This is a genomic window from Roseovarius gaetbuli, from assembly GCF_900172365.1.
Classification (GTDB): Bacteria; Pseudomonadota; Alphaproteobacteria; order Rhodobacterales; family Rhodobacteraceae; genus Roseovarius; species Roseovarius gaetbuli.
In genome coordinates this window covers 24,282-40,568 of sequence record NZ_FWFJ01000035.1, presented here as the reverse complement: position 1 = coordinate 40,568, position 16,287 = coordinate 24,282, and the positions used below count along the sequence as shown (strand labels likewise).

Annotated in this window: 16 protein-coding genes; 8 read left to right on the top strand and 8 right to left on the bottom strand. The window is 59.6% G+C overall.

Annotated features, from left to right (window positions below; genetic code table 11):
* Positions 1-180: hypothetical protein (locus ROG8370_RS20765; protein WP_212580092.1), on the top strand; the 180-nt coding region annotated here is incomplete at its 5' end.
* A gap of 251 nt (positions 181-431) precedes the next feature.
* Here the strand turns inward: ROG8370_RS20765 and ROG8370_RS14875 are convergent.
* From ROG8370_RS14875 to ROG8370_RS14860, 4 genes are read right to left on the bottom strand one after another with little or no spacing between them, the layout of a single operon-like run.
* Positions 432-1,265, bottom strand: a complete 834-nt coding sequence (locus ROG8370_RS14875; protein ID WP_085827963.1) for a metal ABC transporter permease — start codon at positions 1,263-1,265, stop codon at positions 432-434.
* Positions 1,262-2,116, bottom strand: a complete 855-nt coding sequence (locus ROG8370_RS14870; protein ID WP_085827962.1) for a metal ABC transporter permease — start codon at positions 2,114-2,116, stop codon at positions 1,262-1,264. The genes ROG8370_RS14875 and ROG8370_RS14870 overlap by 4 nt, the downstream gene beginning before the upstream one ends.
* Entirely contained in the window at positions 2,113-2,967 is an 855-nt protein-coding gene (locus tag ROG8370_RS14865; RefSeq protein WP_085827961.1) for a manganese/iron ABC transporter ATP-binding protein, read from the bottom strand. Before ROG8370_RS14865 ends, ROG8370_RS14870 begins: the two co-directional genes overlap by 4 nt.
* The gene (locus tag ROG8370_RS14860) at positions 2,964-3,860 is read right to left on the bottom strand and encodes a metal ABC transporter substrate-binding protein (RefSeq protein WP_085827960.1); all 897 of its coding nucleotides are present in this window, start codon (positions 3,858-3,860) and stop codon (positions 2,964-2,966) included. Before ROG8370_RS14860 ends, ROG8370_RS14865 begins: the two co-directional genes overlap by 4 nt.
* 125 nt (positions 3,861-3,985) lie before the next feature.
* On the opposite strand from ROG8370_RS14860, the gene ROG8370_RS14855 reads away from it, so the two are divergent.
* On the top strand, positions 3,986-4,429 hold the full coding sequence (locus ROG8370_RS14855; RefSeq protein WP_085827969.1) for a Fur family transcriptional regulator: 444 nt from the start codon (positions 3,986-3,988) through the stop codon (positions 4,427-4,429).
* Positions 4,430-4,956: 527 nt separating this feature from the next.
* Here the strand turns inward: ROG8370_RS14855 and ROG8370_RS14850 are convergent.
* The 3 genes from ROG8370_RS14850 to ROG8370_RS14840 form a co-directional block, all read right to left on the bottom strand.
* The gene (locus tag ROG8370_RS14850) at positions 4,957-5,400 is read right to left on the bottom strand and encodes a hypothetical protein (RefSeq protein ID WP_085827959.1); all 444 of its coding nucleotides are present in this window, start codon (positions 5,398-5,400) and stop codon (positions 4,957-4,959) included.
* A gap of 20 nt (positions 5,401-5,420) precedes the next feature.
* Positions 5,421-5,828: a hypothetical protein gene (locus ROG8370_RS20255; protein WP_139838172.1), complete on the bottom strand. Its 408-nt coding sequence runs from the start codon at positions 5,826-5,828 to the stop codon at positions 5,421-5,423.
* Positions 5,829-6,016: 188 nt separating this feature from the next.
* Positions 6,017-6,850, bottom strand: a complete 834-nt coding sequence (locus tag ROG8370_RS14840; RefSeq protein ID WP_085827957.1) for a prephenate dehydratase — start codon at positions 6,848-6,850, stop codon at positions 6,017-6,019.
* 118 nt (positions 6,851-6,968) lie between these two features.
* On the opposite strand from ROG8370_RS14840, the gene ROG8370_RS21625 reads away from it, so the two are divergent.
* From ROG8370_RS21625 to ROG8370_RS14815, 5 genes are all read left to right on the top strand, one after another.
* Positions 6,969-7,994 (top strand): c-type cytochrome, encoded by a 1,026-nt coding sequence (locus tag ROG8370_RS21625; RefSeq protein ID WP_085827956.1) that lies wholly within the window; start codon positions 6,969-6,971, stop codon positions 7,992-7,994.
* A gap of 175 nt (positions 7,995-8,169) precedes the next feature.
* Positions 8,170-10,104 carry an extracellular solute-binding protein gene (locus tag ROG8370_RS14830; protein WP_139838171.1) on the top strand — a complete coding sequence of 645 codons (1,935 nt, stop codon included), beginning with the start codon at positions 8,170-8,172 and terminating at the stop codon, positions 10,102-10,104.
* 32 nt (positions 10,105-10,136) lie between these two features.
* A complete protein-coding gene (locus tag ROG8370_RS14825; protein WP_085827954.1) occupies positions 10,137-11,231 on the top strand; it encodes a microcin C ABC transporter permease YejB in 1,095 nt (364 codons plus the stop codon).
* 127 nt (positions 11,232-11,358) lie between these two features.
* The gene (locus tag ROG8370_RS14820; RefSeq protein WP_073198475.1) at positions 11,359-12,465 is read left to right on the top strand and encodes an ABC transporter permease; all 1,107 of its coding nucleotides are present in this window, start codon (positions 11,359-11,361) and stop codon (positions 12,463-12,465) included.
* Positions 12,462-14,066, top strand: coding sequence for an ABC transporter ATP-binding protein (locus ROG8370_RS14815; protein WP_085827953.1), 1,605 nt, complete (start codon positions 12,462-12,464; stop codon positions 14,064-14,066). Before ROG8370_RS14820 ends, ROG8370_RS14815 begins: the two co-directional genes overlap by 4 nt.
* 46 nt (positions 14,067-14,112) lie before the next feature.
* On the opposite strand, the gene hemN is transcribed toward ROG8370_RS14815, so the two are convergent.
* Complete coding sequence (gene hemN, locus ROG8370_RS14810; RefSeq protein ID WP_085827952.1) at positions 14,113-15,468, bottom strand: oxygen-independent coproporphyrinogen III oxidase; 1,356 nt, start codon at positions 15,466-15,468, stop codon at positions 14,113-14,115.
* Positions 15,469-15,545: 77 nt separating this feature from the next.
* On the opposite strand from hemN, the gene fnrL reads away from it, so the two are divergent.
* Positions 15,546-16,286 carry a transcriptional regulator FnrL gene (gene fnrL, locus ROG8370_RS14805; protein WP_139838175.1) on the top strand — a complete coding sequence of 247 codons (741 nt, stop codon included), beginning with the start codon at positions 15,546-15,548 and terminating at the stop codon, positions 16,284-16,286.
* The last annotated feature ends 1 nt before the right edge of the window (position 16,287 follow it).

The window sequence follows — 16,287 nt, the reverse complement described above, 5'->3', positions numbered from 1 at the left end:
CCGAATAACCCTCAAAAATCCCATGTCTACCACTCCAATAGCCCCCAGCTGAATCAAGCAGGGGTAAGGTTGCACATGGGTCAATTCTCAATGACAATTTCTGCAGTTGCCGGGTCAGTTCTCAGTGACAATCAACACACCTCTATCCTTCCTGCACCGCAGCAAACGCGCAAAGCCTGATAGAAAAGGCGCTCGCGCTCTGTTCAGAACCACACTTTCTGCAACAGCAACACGTTGTTTTTCCACAGAATCGGCGGAAAGCGGTCTTTCGCCGCAAGTGCGAATGAGCTTTCGCGATTATGTGCGAACAGACATTTAACAACTCGACCGCGGCTCCGGAAAAAATGGCGGTTCTGTGGGTTCGGTTCCGCCGTGCTACCTAAAACAATTCAAACCCCTGTCACACGTTGCGTTCAGGGCAGTTTCATCCCTCACACTAGCCCTTTGATGCGTCGTTCGCCTAACCTACGCAGCGCCAGAGCGGCAAGAAACATCCCCGTCAGGATCAGCACTATGGTCGGCGCAGGGGCCGCATCAAGCCAGAAGGAGGCGTATATCCCGGTCACTCCTGCCAGCAGGGCCACGCCAATCGATACGACCATCATGGCCGAGAACCGCCGCGTGAGCAGGAAAGCGATGGCACCCGGAGCAATCAGGTAGGCAATCGATAGAATGATGCCAACCGATGACAGCATCGCCACGATGGTAGCCGAAAGAATCGCAAGCAGCCCGTAATGCAACAACCCCACGTGCAGGCCGATCATCTTTGCCTGCACCGGATCGAAGCTATGCGCGAGGAAATCGCGCCATTTCACCCCGAGGATCAAAGCGACTCCGCCCGAGATAAGCCCGGCGGTCCACAGCTCTGTGACCCCGACACCCAGCATGTTGCCGAACAGGATGTGATCAAGATGAAGCGCGGTTTCGACTTTGGTGTAGATCACGATACCGAGGCCGAACATGCCTGAAAATAGAACGCCCATGACCGTGTCCTGCTTTATCCTCGAGTTTGCCGTGATAAAGCCGGTGCCAAGCGCGCAGACAAGCCCCGCCAGAAAAGCGCCGATAATCAGTGGAATCCCCGCCAGATAGGCCAGTACGACGCCGGGCAGCACCGCGTGACTGGTGGCATCGCCCATTAGCGACCAGCCTTTGAGCACCAACAAGCAGCTTAGCATCGCCGCCGCAGGAGCGATCAGCGACACGATCAGCATGGCATTCTGAATGAAGGGAAATTGCAGGGGCAGTAAAAGCTCTTGCATCATATGGCCTCTTCAAGTGCGGCTTTCGCGCGCGCGCGGGCGGCCAGCATCCCGTGCTTGGGCGCGAAAACCAGTGCGACCCCGAACAGCGCCGTTTGCAGGCAGACGATCACACCGCCGGTCGCGCCGTCGAGGAAATAGCTTAAATAGGCACCGAATGCCGAGGTGGTCGACCCGATCGCGACCGAAAGCGCCAGCAGCCGGGGAAAGTGGTCGGTCAACAGATAGGCGGTCGCGCCGGGGGTGACGACAAGCGCGATGACCAGAAACGCGCCCACGGTCTGCATCGCGGCCACGGTCGAGGCCGACAAGAGCGTGAAAAAGACCAGCTGCAACGCGGTCACATTCAGGCCGATCGAGCGCGCATGGGCCTCGTCAAAGAAAACGGCCAGAAGATCACGCCATTTCGCAAGCAGAACGATCAGGGACACGCCCCCGATGATCGCAAGCTGTAACGTGTCGCCGGGCGTGATCGCAAGGATATTGCCCATGATGATTGTCTGGATCGAAACCGCCATCGGGTTGAGCGAAACCATGAACAGCCCCAGGCCGAAAAAGGCGGTGAAGATCAGCCCGATCACCACGTCCTCTTTCAGGCCCGACTTCTGGCGCAGGAAAAGCATCGACAGCGCCGCCAGACCGCCCGACAGGAAGGCACCAAGTGCGAAGGGCAACCCTAGCATATAGGCCCCCGCGACACCCGGCACCACGGAATGCGAAAGCGCATCGCCAATAAGCGACCAACCCTTGAGCATCAGGTATGCGGAAAGAAAGGCGCAGACTCCACCGACGAGAGCCGAGACCCAGATTGCATTTGTCATATACCCGTAGGTGAAGGGTTCAAGCAGGATCATGACCGCCCCTTCACCGTTCGGGTGCGATCATCATAGATCACCAGCGGGCGCTCATCATCGGTAAAGATGTCAAGCTTGCGGGGGTCTTCGTCGGCGTGCAACCGCGGCCCTTCAAGCAGGAAATGCCGCAGCACGCCGCCAAAGGCATCACGCAGGTGTTCGGGTGTGAAAACCTCGGCCGTCGGGCCATGGGCGATCACCGTGCCCTTGACCAGCACGACGCGGTCGCAAAACTCCGGCACCGATCCCAGATTGTGCGTGGCGACGAGCATGACCCGCCCTTCTTCGCGCAAATCGCGCAAAAGGGCGATCATCTGTTCCTCGGTCTTCACATCAACGCCGGTGAACGGCTCGTCCAGCAAAATGACCTGCGCGTCCTGTGCAAGCGCTCGCGCCAGAAAGACGCGCTTCTTCTGCCCGCCAGAAAGCTCGCCGATCTGACGATTTCGAAAGTCGCTCATGTTGACGCGGGCAAGGGCTGTGGCAACGGCCTCGTGGTCGCGCGCGCGCGCGCGGCGCAAGAACCCCATATGGCCATAGCGCCCCATCATCACCACATCTTCAACCAGCACCGGAAAGGTCCAGTCGACCTCTTCGGCCTGCGGAACATAGGCCACGGCCTGTTGTTTCATGATCGCGCGCACCGGTTGCCCCAGGATCGTGATCCGCCCGGCCGAGACCGGCACGAACCCCATCAGCGCCTTGAACAGCGTCGATTTGCCCGCTCCGTTTACGCCGACCAGCGCGGTGATCGTACCACGCGGGATTGCAAAACTGGCGTTGCGCAGCGCGGTGTGCCCGGTGCGATAGGTGACGGTCAAGCCCTCGGCGCGGATGCCGTCCCCGTTCATTCCCGCAGACCTTTTACGATGGTTTCCGACGTCACGCGCAGCAAGTCGAGATAGCTTGGCACCGGGCCACCAGGTTCCGAGATGCTGTCAACGTAAAGGACACCGCCATAGCCGACCCCAGTCTCGCGCGCCACCTGCCGTGCCGGTTTGTCCGAGACGGTGCTTTCGGAGAACACCACCGGAATCGCATGTTCGCGCACCGTGTCGATCACCTTGCGCACCTGTTGGGGCGTGCCTTGCGCATCGGCGTTGATCGGCCAGAGGTAAACCTCGTTTAGTCCGAAGTCGCGCGCCAGATAGGAAAACGCACCCTCGGAGGTCACCAGCCAGCGGCGACTTTCCGGCAGGGCCCGGACGGCGGCGCGCAGCGGGCCGATCACCTCTTCCATCTGTTGCTTGTAGGCTTTGGCATTGGCGGCATAAGTTTCGGTATTATCGGGATCGGCTGCGCTCAGCGCATCACGGATGTTGTCGATATAGATCTCGGCGGAATCGAGCGCCATCCAGGCATGCGGGTTGGGCTTTCCCGTATAGTCTCCGCCGGAAATCGCGATCGGCACCACGCCTTCGGAGACCGTGGCGGCAGGCACATCGCGCAGGTTGCCGAAGAACTGCTCAAACCAACGTTCGAGCCCCAGTCCATTCCACAGGATAAGGTCCGCCCCCTGTGCCTTGACCAGATCGCGTGGCGTCGGCGCGTAACCGTGAATTTCGGCGCCGGGCTTGGTGATCGAGACCACCTCGGCCGCGTCTCCTGCCACGTTTTGCGCCATGTCGCCAATCACCGTGAACGTCGTGACGACCTTTAGCTTGTCTTGCGCCACTGCCGGCCCTGACATCCCGGCCAGCGCAAGGCTCGTGACCACTCCCAAAACCGCTCTTCTGTTGATCATCCAAGGTTTCCTTTTCTCCCTCTACTTTAAGTGCATTTAGGAATGAGTTGCAACTGTCAATGAAAATGCAAATCAATTGCACCTTGGGCTTGCGTGTTTCCCCATATTTGCGCGAAAAAGACGCGATGACCAGGATTGACCACAGAACCAAGAAATTGACGACAGCCCTGCGTAGCGCAGGTGTGCGCATCACGCGCCAGCGGGCCGCGCTGTTGACCATACTGGCCGAGGCCGACGATCACCCAGAAGCCGTTGAACTGCAACGCCGCGCCGAAGAAGCGGTGCCGGGGATATCGCTTTCGACGGTGTATCGGACTCTGACCGAACTCGAGGCGCAGGGCGTGATCCTGCGCCATCAGTTCGAGGGCACGCCCGCGCGTTTCGAACATACCGAGACCCAGCATCATGATCACATGATTGATGTCGAAACAGGCGAGGTGATCGAATTCGCCAATGACCGGATCGAGCAGCTGCAAGCCGAAATTGCCGAAGCGATGGGCTATGACATCGTCCATCACCGGCTGGAGCTATACGTGCGCAAGAAGGGCGCGGCGAATCCGGACGAGTGACATCTTGTGCTAGATCGGGGCGCCAGACTTGGGCGCCAGTTCAGGCTGCCTGTCCTGCCATGTTCGGAAGGGTCACCATGATTTTCGATGGCTATACCGATGCGGGCTACATCGGCGGGCGTCCAAAAATAAAGCGCGACATGAAAGCTGCGCGCCGTTTGCGACGGACCTAATTTGGTGCGCTATGCCGTAACATCTGAATTAGACACGAAGGACCGCAAAGGGCCGACCTCAACGTTGACTGTTCTGGTTTCATCGAGTTCCTGCGCGCCAAAGGCATCATCATCACCCGTTACCGCAAAGGCATGGACCATCAGCGCGTCATCTCCGTAAAACAAACTTAACCGCCGTCCCCCTGACCTGCCTTCAAGGCCTGTTGGGTCTGCTGGCAAACAGGGGCGGAGAAGCATGACCTGATAGCCTCCGCGGATAGCTTAATGAACGGGCGCGCCTTCAACAAAGCAGCAATAGGGAGGTTGAACATCGACGCGCCCGCCTGAGCGGACCGAGGCCCGCGCAGCTTTTGATCAGATACGCTGGCGCAGCTTGTCGACCGCGCGGATCGCGTGCATCAGATCGTGGACATCCAGAAGCGTCTCGTTGAACTCGATCAGCAATGGCAGCGCGCGCGCGAGCGCGTCTGCGTCGGAGGTTCGATGCAGATGCGTGATCACGGCATCGCCGTTGATGTGGCATTCGTCGGCGACGAACTGCTCGACGTTTTCGGAACCGTCGAGGATCCGGTGCGACACTTTTTCGATCAGGACATCAAGTTCAGTGAGTGTGTCCTGTTCGAAGATGCGGCGACTCTCGATGGCGGAGATCAGTCGCTTGGGATCGCTCCGCTCGCGTGGCTGCAAGTTCGGGATGATATCGACGTTCAGCGCGGTAACGCAGTCGCGTGAGGCCGCAAAGGCGTGCGCCGCGCGTTCCTCGACGGTTTCCAGTTTGTAGAGGTCTTCAAAAGTCATTTTATCGTCCTTGTTTTGGTTCAGGGGGTGGCAACACACGAACCGCGGTTCCGCTCAGGAAAACCGCGCGTCGCTTGTAGCCGCTCCCTGTTTTGATCCCGCAGATGCTGGGCTCTGATCACCGAGTGGGCCGTATCGCCATGCGCCCGGCGCGTCGCTTTGACGGACATCAGGCGCTGCATGAGCCTGGCGTCGAGGTGGCCTGTTACGGGGGGTTCGGTCTCGGGGTCCGGCTCGAATCCCGGGTGTTCGATGCTCACGATGATCGCACGCGTGCCGATGAAGCGGGTGTAGCAGCGAAGACCGGCTTGCGCCTTTGCGCGGCCGCCTTTGACGCAAATCTCGAAGCTGCGGTTTGAACCGGTTCGTGCGCCCGCGCCGTATGCGATCTCGACGAACTTCTGACCGCTGAACCAGCGGACACCCATGACGAGGCAGGGGCGGCGCTTGGCCTTGGCATCGGGATTGTCAGGATCATCGACAGGAAAGCGGAACGCTTTTTGGCGGGCAACGGCTTGTGGACATGCTTGTTGGCGAGCAACTTCCGCGAATCTGTTAGGCCCGCGTCGGGCGCGGGCCAGCGGCGTTTCGAGGGCATTTACGGCGCCGCTGTCGCCTAATGGCGGCGCGGATCGGCGGGGTAGACGCCCAGAATCGTGATGTCCGAGGTGAAATAATCCAACTCGTCAAGCGCGCGGGCCACTTCGGGGTCGTCGGGGTGACCTTCGATATCGGCATAAAACTGTGTCGCGGTGAACGACCCGCCGACCATATAGCTTTCAAGCTTGGTCATGTTCACGCCATTGGTCGCGAATCCGCCCATCGCCTTGTAGAGCGCCGCCGGAATGTTGCGCACCTCAAAGACAAAGGTTGTCATCATGCCGTTATCGCCGCGACGGCTGAAATCCGGCTCGCGCGCCATCACCAGAAAGCGGGTGGTGTTGTTGCCCTCATCCTCGATGCCCTCGGCCAGCACATCCAGCCCATAGATTTCGCCGGCCAGCGAACTGGCAAGCGCGGCCATCTCGGGCTGTCCGGCCTCGGCCACGTGACGCGCCGAGCCTGCGGTGTCGGCGCCGGTCACGCGATGGATGTCGTGGCGTTCGAGAAAGGCGCGGCACTGACCCAAAAGCATGGTGTGGCTCATCGCGCTTTCGACCTGATCAAGGCGCACGCCGGGCAGGGCCAAAAGGCTTATCTGCACCCGCACGAAGGCCTCGGCGATGATGTGAAGCCCCGAATCAGGCAGCAGGTGGTGAATGTCCGCCACCCGCCCGAAGGTTGAATTTTCCACCGGCAGCATCGCCAATTCGGCCTTGCCATCGCGCACGGCGGCAATCGCGTCTTCAAAGGTGCTACAGGGCAATGCCTCTAGCTCTGGATAGGTTTCGAGGCAGGCCTGATGCGAATAGGCACCGGGCTCTCCCTGAAAGGCAATGCGCTTGCTCATGAACATTTTCCGTATTTTTGGCCCTCTCGGGCGTTTGGTCGCGGAAACTACACCTTGCGCCCGCATAGGGGAAGCGGATAGATACGCGGCCAACGATAGTTTAAATGGAAACGGGCCCATGTTCGACACAATGACACTTACCAAGACCGTTGGCGCGCTCTGCGGGGCCCTTCTTATCTTTCTGATGGGAAACTGGGCCGCAGAGACAATTTATTCTATGGGCGGCGGTCACGGCGACGAGCACGCGCAGGGATATATGATTGAAACCGCCGCCGAAGAGGGCGGCGAGAGCACTGCCGATGAAGGCCCGAGCTTTGGCGAGCTGCTGTTGGCGGCGGATGCCGACAAGGGCGAAAAGGTCTTTGGCAAATGCAAGGCCTGCCACAAGCTTGAAAAAGGCGAGAACGCCACCGGCCCCTACCTCTATGACGTGGTTGGCCGCAACGTGGATGCCGCCGAAGGCTTTGGCTATTCCGGCGCGCTTGAAGCGGTGGCCGAGGTCTGGACGCCGAAGAACCTCTATGATTTCCTTGAAAATCCCAAAGGCTATGCGCCGGGCACCACCATGGGCTTTGCCGGTTTGAAGAAACCTGAAGACCGGGTGAACCTGATTGCCTATCTCGATGAGGTTGACGGTGAAAAATACGTAGACCCGAATGCCGGTGCCGAAGAGGCTGCTGCCGAGCCTGCTGCTGAGGAAGCTGCGGCTGAGCCTGCCGCTGAGGAAGCCGCGGCTGCGCCTGCTGCCGAAGAAGCCGCTGCTGCGCCTGCTGCCGAAGAAGCTGCGGCTGAGCCTGCTGCCTCTGGGGCATCGGACTTTGCCGCGATGGTTGCCGCCGCTGATCTCGAAGCCGGGAAAAAGATATTCCGTAAATGTGGCGCCTGCCACAAGGTAGAGGACGGCAAGAATGGCGCTGGCCCGCATCTTTATGGTGTGGTTGGCCGTGATGTCGCCGGTGTCGATGGCTTCAAATATTCTGACGCTCTGAGCGGTATCGAGGGTGAGTGGTCTGCTGATAAGCTTGGTGCCTTCATCACCAACCCGCGTGACTTTGCCGCTGGTAACCGCATGAGCTTTTCCGGGCTGAAAGATGAACAGGACCGGGCCAATTTGATCGGGTACCTGCAAAGCGTCGCCAACTAAGCCTCGCAACATCGTATCAAGGCCGCCGCCCCACCGGGTTGGCGGCCTTTTTCATGAGCTATACACGGATTTGCGGGGGCTTTGGGCCGACAGTGCTTGAACAAGACGTGGCGCCCTCTTAGCTTGCCCTAAACAGATAAAGCGCCAGTTATGGGTGCGGCAGGAGGAAAATGATATGACCGGATACCACGCCCCGGCCAAAGCCCGGGCCCCCCAGCGTTTTGCGTCTTTGCGGATTGCGGCCGCCGCCATTGGCCTGTCGATTGGCGCGCTGCTTGCTCAGGGGGCCTTGGCGCAGGATGATATGATCACCTCGCATGGCTATTCCTATTTCGGTGATCTGAAATACCCCGCCGATTATCCGCATTTCGATTACGTGAACCCCGAGGCGCCCAAGGGCGGTGAAATCTCGCTTTATGCCCCGGGCACGTTTGATTCGATGAATCCCTATTCGCGCAAGGGCCGCGCCGGGCGCCTGTCCTGGATGGTCTACGAGAGCCTGCTTGGCGCCTCCGAGGCCAGCGGCGAGCCGCTTCCCGGTGATAGCTATAGCGAGGCCTACGGTCTTTTGGCCGAGAGCCTTGAATATGACGAGGGCAAGACTTGGGTGATTTTCACCATGCGCCCCGAGGCGCGGTTTGCCGATGGCACGCCGGTGACGGCGCATGACGTGGTGTTCTCGCACAACCTGTTTCTGGATCAGGGTTTGAAGTCTTATGCCGACGCGGTCAAACGCCGGGTGCTGAGCGCCGAGGCGCTTGATGATCACCGGGTCAAGTTCACCTTTGCAGAAGGCATTTCGCGCCGCTCGCTGATTGATCAGGTCGGCGGCACGCCGGTCTTTCCCAAGGCCTGGTACGAGAAAACCGGTGCCCGTCTGGACGAGCCGCGCCTTGATGCCGCGCCCGGGTCGGGCCCCTATCAAATGGCAAGCTATGACGTGAACCGCAACATCGTCTATCAGCGCAACCCCGATTACTGGGGCCGCGATTTGCCGATCAACGTGGGGCGGCATAATTTCGATAAGATCCGGATCGAGTATTTCGCCGATGACAATGCCGCCTTCGAGGCCTTCAAGGCCGGCATTTATACCTTCCGCCCCGAGGGGAATTCGAAAACCTGGGCCACGGGCTATGAGTTTCCGGCGGTCAAGAACGGTCATGTGGTCAAGGCAGAGCTTCCCGACGGGTTGCCGCCGACGCCCTCTGGTTTTGTGTTCAATCTCGGTCGCGAGATTTTACAGGACATCCGCGTCCGTCAGGCGATCGCGCTTGCGTTTAATTTCGAGTGGACCAATGAATCGCTGCAATACGGGTTGTTCAAACAGCGTCATTCCTTCGTGCAGGACACCCCGCTGGAAGCGACCGGCCTACCCGAGGGGGCCGAACTTGAGTTGCTCAAATCGCTCGGCGATATCGTGCCCGAGGGCATGCTCAGCACGCCCGCGGTGATGGCGCATGCGTCAAACGGGGCGCGGCTGAATGATCGGCGCAACCTGCGCGCCGCGATGAAGCTTTTGGACGAGGCCGGCTGGGCCGTCGACGATGACGGCAAGCGGCGCAATGCCGAGGGCGAGGTTCTCAAGATCGAGATCCCGATTTCGGCCTCTGGCTCGGCGACGATGTCGGCGGTGGTGGAAAGCTTTGTCAGCAATCTTGAACTGATGGGGATCGACGCGCGGTTTGATAAGATCGACGCCGCGCAATACACCCAACGCAGCCGCGACCGCGACTATGACCTGATCTTTGACAGCTACACCTCGTTTCTTGAGGCGGGCACGGGTCTGCATCAACGCTACGGCAGCAAAGAGGCCGCCTTTAGCCTGTTCAACCCGGCCGGCCTTGCCAGCCCGATGGTCGATGCGATCATCGATGCGGCGCTTGAATCCGACAGCACCGAGGCGCAGAACGTGGCCCTCACCGCGCTTGATCGTGCCCTGCGATACGAGTTTTTCATGATCCCGACCTGGTATCTTGATCAAAACTGGGTCGCCTATTGGGACATGTACGAGCACCCCGATCCCCTGCCGCGCTATGCGACGGGGGTGCTCGATTTCTGGTGGTACAATGCGGACAAGGCCAAGGCGTTGAAGGACGCAGGCGCGCTGTGATGCAAGCGAGCTTGCCAATGGGATCTGTGTAAATGGGTGCCTATATCCTGCGGCGGTTGCTGTTGATTATCCCGACGCTGTTGGGGATCATGATCATCAACTTTGCCCTCGTGCAATTCGTGCCCGGCGGGCCGGTCGAACAGATGATTGCCAATATGCAAGGCCAGGGCAACGTCTTTGAGAGCTTTTCCGGCTCTGGCAGCGATACCGGTCAGGAACTTACCGGAAGTGCTGGCGGCAATGAGCAATATCTTGGCGCGCGCGGTCTTCCGCCCGAGTTGATCAAGGAGCTGGAAGAGCAGTTCGGCCTTGATAAGCCGCCCGTGGAGCGGTTCTTCAACATGATGTGGAACTACATGCGGCTTGATTTCGGAGAGAGTTATTTCCGCAAAATCGAGGTGCTTGACCTGGTGCTTGAAAAGATGCCGGTCAGTATCACGCTGGGGCTGTGGTCGACGGTGATCGCCTATCTGGTGTCGATCCCGCTTGGCATCCGCAAGGCGGTGGGCGATGGCAACCGCTTTGACACATGGACAAGTGCTGTGATCATCGTCGCCTATGCGATCCCGGCGTTTTTGTTCGCGATCATGTTGCTGGTGCTCTTCGCGGGCGGCAGTTACTGGCAGCTGTTTCCGCTGCGTGGGCTGACCTCGGACAATTTCGATCAGCTGTCGCTGGTGGGCAAGGCGTTGGATTACCTCTGGCACATCGCATTGCCAGTGCTGGCCTCGACCATATCGGCCTTTGCGACGCTGACATTGCTGACCAAGAACAGCTTTCTGGACGAGATCAAGAAGCACTACGTGATGACAGCGCGGGCCAAGGGGCTAAGCGAAAGTAAGGTGCTTTATGGCCATGTGTTCCGCAATGCCATGCTGATCGTGATCGCGGGCTTTCCGGCGGTGTTTATCGGCGTGTTCTTTGGCGGTTCGGTTCTGATCGAGACGATTTTCAGTCTTGATGGGCTTGGTCGACTTGGGTTCGAGGCCGCCGTGGGGCGCGATTACCCGGTGATGTTTGGCACGCTGTTCCTGTTCGGTCTGATCGGCCTGCTTGTCGGTATCCTGTCGGACCTGATGTATGTGCTGGTCGATCCGCGGATCGATTTTGAAAAGCGGGAAGGGTGAGGCGTATGAAAATCGACGCTTGCGCCGCAAGGACAGATTTGGAGTGGGGGCGCTGCCCCCCAAGAAAATTCGGCGAATTTTCTTGTCCCCCGGAGTATTTCTGGAACGATGAAAGAGGGGGGTGGTGATGGCTCTCTCACCGCTCAATCAACGTCGCTGGCGTAATTTCAGGCGCAATCGGCGGGCGTATTGGTCGCTGTTTCTGTTCGTGATCGTGTTTGGTATTTCGCTCTTTGCCGAGTTCGTGGCCAACGACAAACCGATCCTGGTGCAGTACCGGGGCGAGCTTTATATGCCGGTGTTTCAGTTTTATCCCGAGACCGCCTTTGGTGGCGATTTTGAAACCGAGGCGATTTATCGTGATCCCGAGGTAAAGTGCCTGATCGCGAGTGGTGGCTTGGACATCTGCTTTGACGATCCAGAGGGCGTGATGGCCGATGCCGAGGACGGGGTTGTCGAAGGGGATGCGATCGAAGCTGGCTGGGCGATTTGGCCGCCGATCCCCTACAGTTACAACACCACCGTTGATCGGCCCGGCGCCGCGCCCTTGCCGCCCAATGCTCAGAACCTTTTGGGCACGGATGACACCAAGCGCGATGTGCTTGCGCGGGTAATTTACGGTTTCCGCCTGTCGGTTCTGTTCACGTTGATCGTCACAGCGCTTTCCTCGGTGATCGGCATTTTCGCGGGGGCTGTGCAGGGCTTTTTCGGCGGGCGCACGGATTTGATTTTCCAGAGGGTGATCGAAATCTGGTCCTCCACCCCACAGCTTTACGTGATCATCATCCTGTTCGCGATCCTGCCGCGCAGTTTCTGGCTTTTGGTGTTTATCACTGTGCTGTTTGGCTGGATGGGTCTTGTCGGCGTGGTACGTGCCGAGTTCCTGCGCGCCCGTAATCTTGAATATGTGCGCGCGGCCAAGGCCTTGGGCGTGAGCAACCTGACGATCATGTTCCGACATATGTTGCCCAATGCCATGGTGGCGACGCTGACCATGTTGCCTTTTGTAATCACCGGCACGATTTCCTTGCTGGCGGGTCTGGATTTCCTGGGTTTTGGCCTGCCGTCCTCATCGCCGAGCCTTGGCGAGTTGACGCTTCAGGCCAAGCAGAACCTTCAGGCGCCCTGGCTTGCGTTCACCGCCTTCTTTGCTTTTGCCATCATGTTGTCGCTGCTGGTCTTCATCTTTGAAGGCGTGCGGGATGCGTTTGACCCCAGAAAGACATTCGAATGAGCCTTTTGACGGTCAAAGACCTGCGGGTAAGTTTCCGCCAGGACGGGCAATTGATCGAGGCGGTCAAAGGCGTGTCCTTTCGCCTTGATCCCGGCGAGACGGTGGCCATCGTGGGCGAAAGCGGCTCGGGCAAGTCGGTGACGGCGCTAAGTACCGTGTCGCTTCTTGGCGGCTCGGCCGAGGTCTCGGGAAGTGTGACCTATGACGGGCAAGAGATGATCGGCGCCGATGACAGGCGGCTGCGGCAGGTGCGCGGCAACGACATCAGCTTTATCTTCCAGGAGCCGATGACCTCGCTCAACCCGCTGCACACGCTTGAAAAGCAGATCCGCGAAAGCCTTGAATTGCATCAGGGGCTGACCGGCGACGCGGCAAGGGTGCGGATTATCGAGTTGTTGCAAAGGGTCGGTATTCGCGACGCTGAAAGTCGGCTTGGCGCCTATCCGCATCAGTTGTCTGGTGGACAGCGCCAGCGGGTGATGATCGCCATGGCTCTGGCCAACAAGCCCGATATCCTTATCGCGGACGAGCCGACGACGGCGCTTGATGTCACCATTCAGGCGCAGATTCTGGAGTTGTTGGCAGAGCTGAAGCGCGAAGAGGGGATGGGCCTTTTGTTCATCACCCACGACCTTGGCGTGGTTCAGCGGATCGCCGACCGGGTTTGCGTGATGAAGGATGGCGAGATTGTCGAAGAGGGGCCGACGGCCGAGATATTTGCCAATCCAGAGCACCCCTATACCCGCAAACTGCTGGGCGCGCGGGCGGTGGGGCAACCCGCCGTTGTGCCCGAAAATGCGCCGGTGATGGTTGAGACCGAGGGCCTGCGCGTCTGGTTCCCGATCCAGAAGGGATTTTTGAAGCGCACCGTCGGCCATGTGAAGGCGGTTAACGACGCCAATTTGACGGTGCGTGCGGGCGAGACGCTTGGGATTGTCGGCGAAAGCGGGTCGGGCAAGACCACGCTGGCGCTTGCGATCATGCGGTTGATTGCGTCTGAGGGGAAGATCACCTTTGACGGCGGCGACGTGCATGGCTGGTCAACGCGCGAATTGCGCCATCGCAGGGCCGACATGCAGATCGTCTTTCAGGACCCCTTCGGAAGCCTGAGCCCGCGCATGACCTGTGAACAGATCATTGCCGAAGGCATGGGAGTACACGGAAGCCCGGACGGGCGCGCGCAGCGCGTTCTGGTGGCTGAGGTGATGGAAGAGGTGGGGTTGAACCCGGCAACGATGGATCGCTACCCGCACGAGTTTTCCGGCGGTCAGCGACAGCGGATCGCGATTGCGCGGGCGATGATCCTGCGGCCCAAGCTTGTGGTGCTGGACGAGCCGACATCGGCGCTTGATATGACGGTGCAGGTTCAGATTGTGGACCTGTTGCGTGATCTACAGGTGAAATACGGGCTGGCCTATCTGTTCATCAGTCACGATCTAAATGTGGTGCGCGCGATGAGCCATCGGGTGTTGGTGATGAAGCAGGGCGATGTGGTTGAAGAGGGCGAGGCAGAGGCGCTGTTTTCAGCGCCCAAGACCGAGTATGCGCGCACCCTTCTGGCGGCGGCGCTTGATCTCAAGGCGGGCGCTCACCAGCCGTGACCTGCTGCGTCGCGCCGCCGACCGCAAGGTCGGATGAGCGGCGGGTTCAAATCGCCGAACTATGGCCCTCGGCATCCATTGCATAGGCATCAAGGTGACGCGCGATCATCCGGGTCAGCGGGCGCGCCGCAGGCGGAACGAACAGCCCGCCCTGATCGGTGCGAAGCAGGCCTGGAAAGGCCTCGCTGACCTCTTGCAGCATCGCGGCGAGCGCCGCAGGGGCAATGTCGAATGACTGCGTAATCTCATCCGCATCAATCCGGAAATCGCACATCAGCGCCTCGATCATGCGGCCGCGCATCTTGTCGTCTGCGCTAAAGCGGTGGCCGCGTGTGACCGAAAAACGGCCCTCGCGGATGGCGCCGGTATGGGCCCCGGTGGCGGGCGCATTCTGCGCATAGCCCTGAGGAAAGCGAGAGATCGACGAAGCCCCGACGCCGATCAACACATCGGATGTGTCATCGGTATAGCCCTGGAAATTGCGCCGCAGCCGTCCGGCTTTTTGCGCAATGGCAAGCCCGTCATCGGGTGTGGCGAAATGGTCGATCCCGATTTCGGCGTAATTGTCCCAGAGAAACAGCTTGCGGGCGGTTTCAAACAGCTCCAGCCGCTCTTGCGGGGTTGGCAGGGCCTCCGAGGGGATCATCTGCTGGCGCTTGGCCATCCACGGCACATGGGCATAGCCATAAAGCGCCACGCGGTCGGGATTGAGCGACAGAAGCTTTTGCACGCTTTCGGTGATGCGCGCATTGGTCTGATGCGGCAGGCCATAAAGGATGTCGGCATTCAGGCTCCTGACGCCGCGGCTTCTGATTTCATCGGCGGCGTGCCGGGTGATGTCATAGCTTTGCAACCGGCCGATGCTTTGCTGGATCTTCTCGTCAAAATCCTGCACCCCGATTGAGGCGCGGTTCATACCGGCTGCGGCAAGCGCGTCAAGCCGGGGACCATCCACTTCGTTCGGGTCGATCTCGACTGAAAACTCGGTCTTGTCGGTGAAGGGCGCGATGGCGCGAATCGCACCGGCCAATTCGTCGATCATGCCGGGCGATAAAAGCGTCGGGGTACCGCCGCCCCAATGCAGGCGTGACAATCGGACGCCCTTGGGCAAAAGCTTGCCCAGCATGGCAAGTTCGGCCTTCAGCGTCTCGAGATAGGCAACCACGGGCTTGTCGGTCTGGGTGCCCTGGGTGCGGCAGGCACAGAACCAGCACAAACGCCTGCAAAACGGCACATGCACGTAGAGCGATATTTCGCCGTTCTCGGGGATCGCCTTGATCCAGCTTGAAAAATCATCCGCTCCAACGCCGCCATTGAAATGCGGGGCCGTGGGATAGCTTGTATAGCGCGGCACTTTGGCGTCAAAGAGACCAAGTTTGCCCAGTTGAGTTTTCGTATCCATGCGCATAGGGTTAGGCGTGATAGCTGGCCATGACTTTGACCCAGATCAAACCACAAAAAAGTGACCGTTTCATGCTGATGAATGATCCCTCAATCACCTCGCGCCAATGCGGAGACTGCCCGATCCGCCACCGGGCGGTTTGCGCGCGCTGCGAGTCGGACGAGTTGGAGCGGCTGGATCAGATCAAGTATTACCGCAATTACGAGGCCGGCCAGACCGTGATCTGGTCTGGCGACAAGATGGATTTCGTCGGCTCGGTCGTGTCGGGCATCGCCACCCTTACCCAGACCATGGAAGACGGGCGCACCCAGATGGTTGGCCTGTTGCTCCCCAGCGATTTCGTGGGCCGCCCCGGACGCGACAGCGCCGCCTATGACGTGGTTGCGGTCACCGACATGGTGATGTGCTGTTTTCGCAAGAAACCGTTCGAGGCGATGATGACCGAGACGCCGCATATCGCGCAGCGCCTGCTTGAGATGACGTTGGACGAGCTTGATGCCGCGCGCGAATGGATGCTGGTGCTGGGCCGCAAGACCGCGCGCGAAAAGATTGCCTCGCTTCTGGCGATCATCGCGCGGCGCGATGCCACGCTGAACATGGCCGGGATACAGGGGCCGATCACCTTTGAATTGCCCCTGACCCGCGAGGCGATGGCCGATTATCTTGGCCTGACGCTGGAAACGGTCAGCCGTCAGGTCTCGGCGCTCAAAAAGGACGCGGTGATTACGCTAGAGGGCAAACGTCGTATCACCATTCACGATTTCAACCGTCTGCTGGATGAGGCGGGCGACGACAGTGACGGTGGCATGCTCGCCTGAG

Excerpts from the sequence above, each read along its gene's own strand:
- hemN (WP_085827952.1), bottom strand. The coding sequence starts at position 15,468 with ATGGATACGAAAACTCAACTGGGCAAACTTGGTCTCTTTGACGCCAAA.
- ROG8370_RS14815 (WP_085827953.1), top strand. The coding sequence starts at position 12,462 with ATGAGCCTTTTGACGGTCAAAGACCTGCGGGTAAGTTTCCGCCAGGAC.
- ROG8370_RS14870 (WP_085827962.1), bottom strand. The coding sequence starts at position 2,116 with ATGATCCTGCTTGAACCCTTCACCTACGGGTATATGACAAATGCAATC.
- ROG8370_RS14825 (WP_085827954.1), top strand. The coding sequence starts at position 10,137 with ATGGGTGCCTATATCCTGCGGCGGTTGCTGTTGATTATCCCGACGCTG.
- fnrL (WP_139838175.1), top strand. The coding sequence starts at position 15,546 with ATGAATGATCCCTCAATCACCTCGCGCCAATGCGGAGACTGCCCGATC.
- ROG8370_RS14860 (WP_085827960.1), bottom strand. The coding sequence starts at position 3,860 with ATGATCAACAGAAGAGCGGTTTTGGGAGTGGTCACGAGCCTTGCGCTG.
- ROG8370_RS14840 (WP_085827957.1), bottom strand. The coding sequence starts at position 6,850 with ATGAGCAAGCGCATTGCCTTTCAGGGAGAGCCCGGTGCCTATTCGCAT.
- ROG8370_RS14875 (WP_085827963.1), bottom strand. The coding sequence starts at position 1,265 with ATGATGCAAGAGCTTTTACTGCCCCTGCAATTTCCCTTCATTCAGAAT.
- ROG8370_RS20255 (WP_139838172.1), bottom strand. The coding sequence starts at position 5,828 with ATGGGTGTCCGCTGGTTCAGCGGTCAGAAGTTCGTCGAGATCGCATAC.
- ROG8370_RS14865 (WP_085827961.1), bottom strand. The coding sequence starts at position 2,967 with ATGAACGGGGACGGCATCCGCGCCGAGGGCTTGACCGTCACCTATCGC.
- ROG8370_RS14830 (WP_139838171.1), top strand. The coding sequence starts at position 8,170 with ATGACCGGATACCACGCCCCGGCCAAAGCCCGGGCCCCCCAGCGTTTT.
- ROG8370_RS14850 (WP_085827959.1), bottom strand. The coding sequence starts at position 5,400 with ATGACTTTTGAAGACCTCTACAAACTGGAAACCGTCGAGGAACGCGCG.
- ROG8370_RS21625 (WP_085827956.1), top strand. The coding sequence starts at position 6,969 with ATGTTCGACACAATGACACTTACCAAGACCGTTGGCGCGCTCTGCGGG.
- ROG8370_RS14820 (WP_073198475.1), top strand. The coding sequence starts at position 11,359 with ATGGCTCTCTCACCGCTCAATCAACGTCGCTGGCGTAATTTCAGGCGC.
- ROG8370_RS14855 (WP_085827969.1), top strand. The coding sequence starts at position 3,986 with ATGACCAGGATTGACCACAGAACCAAGAAATTGACGACAGCCCTGCGT.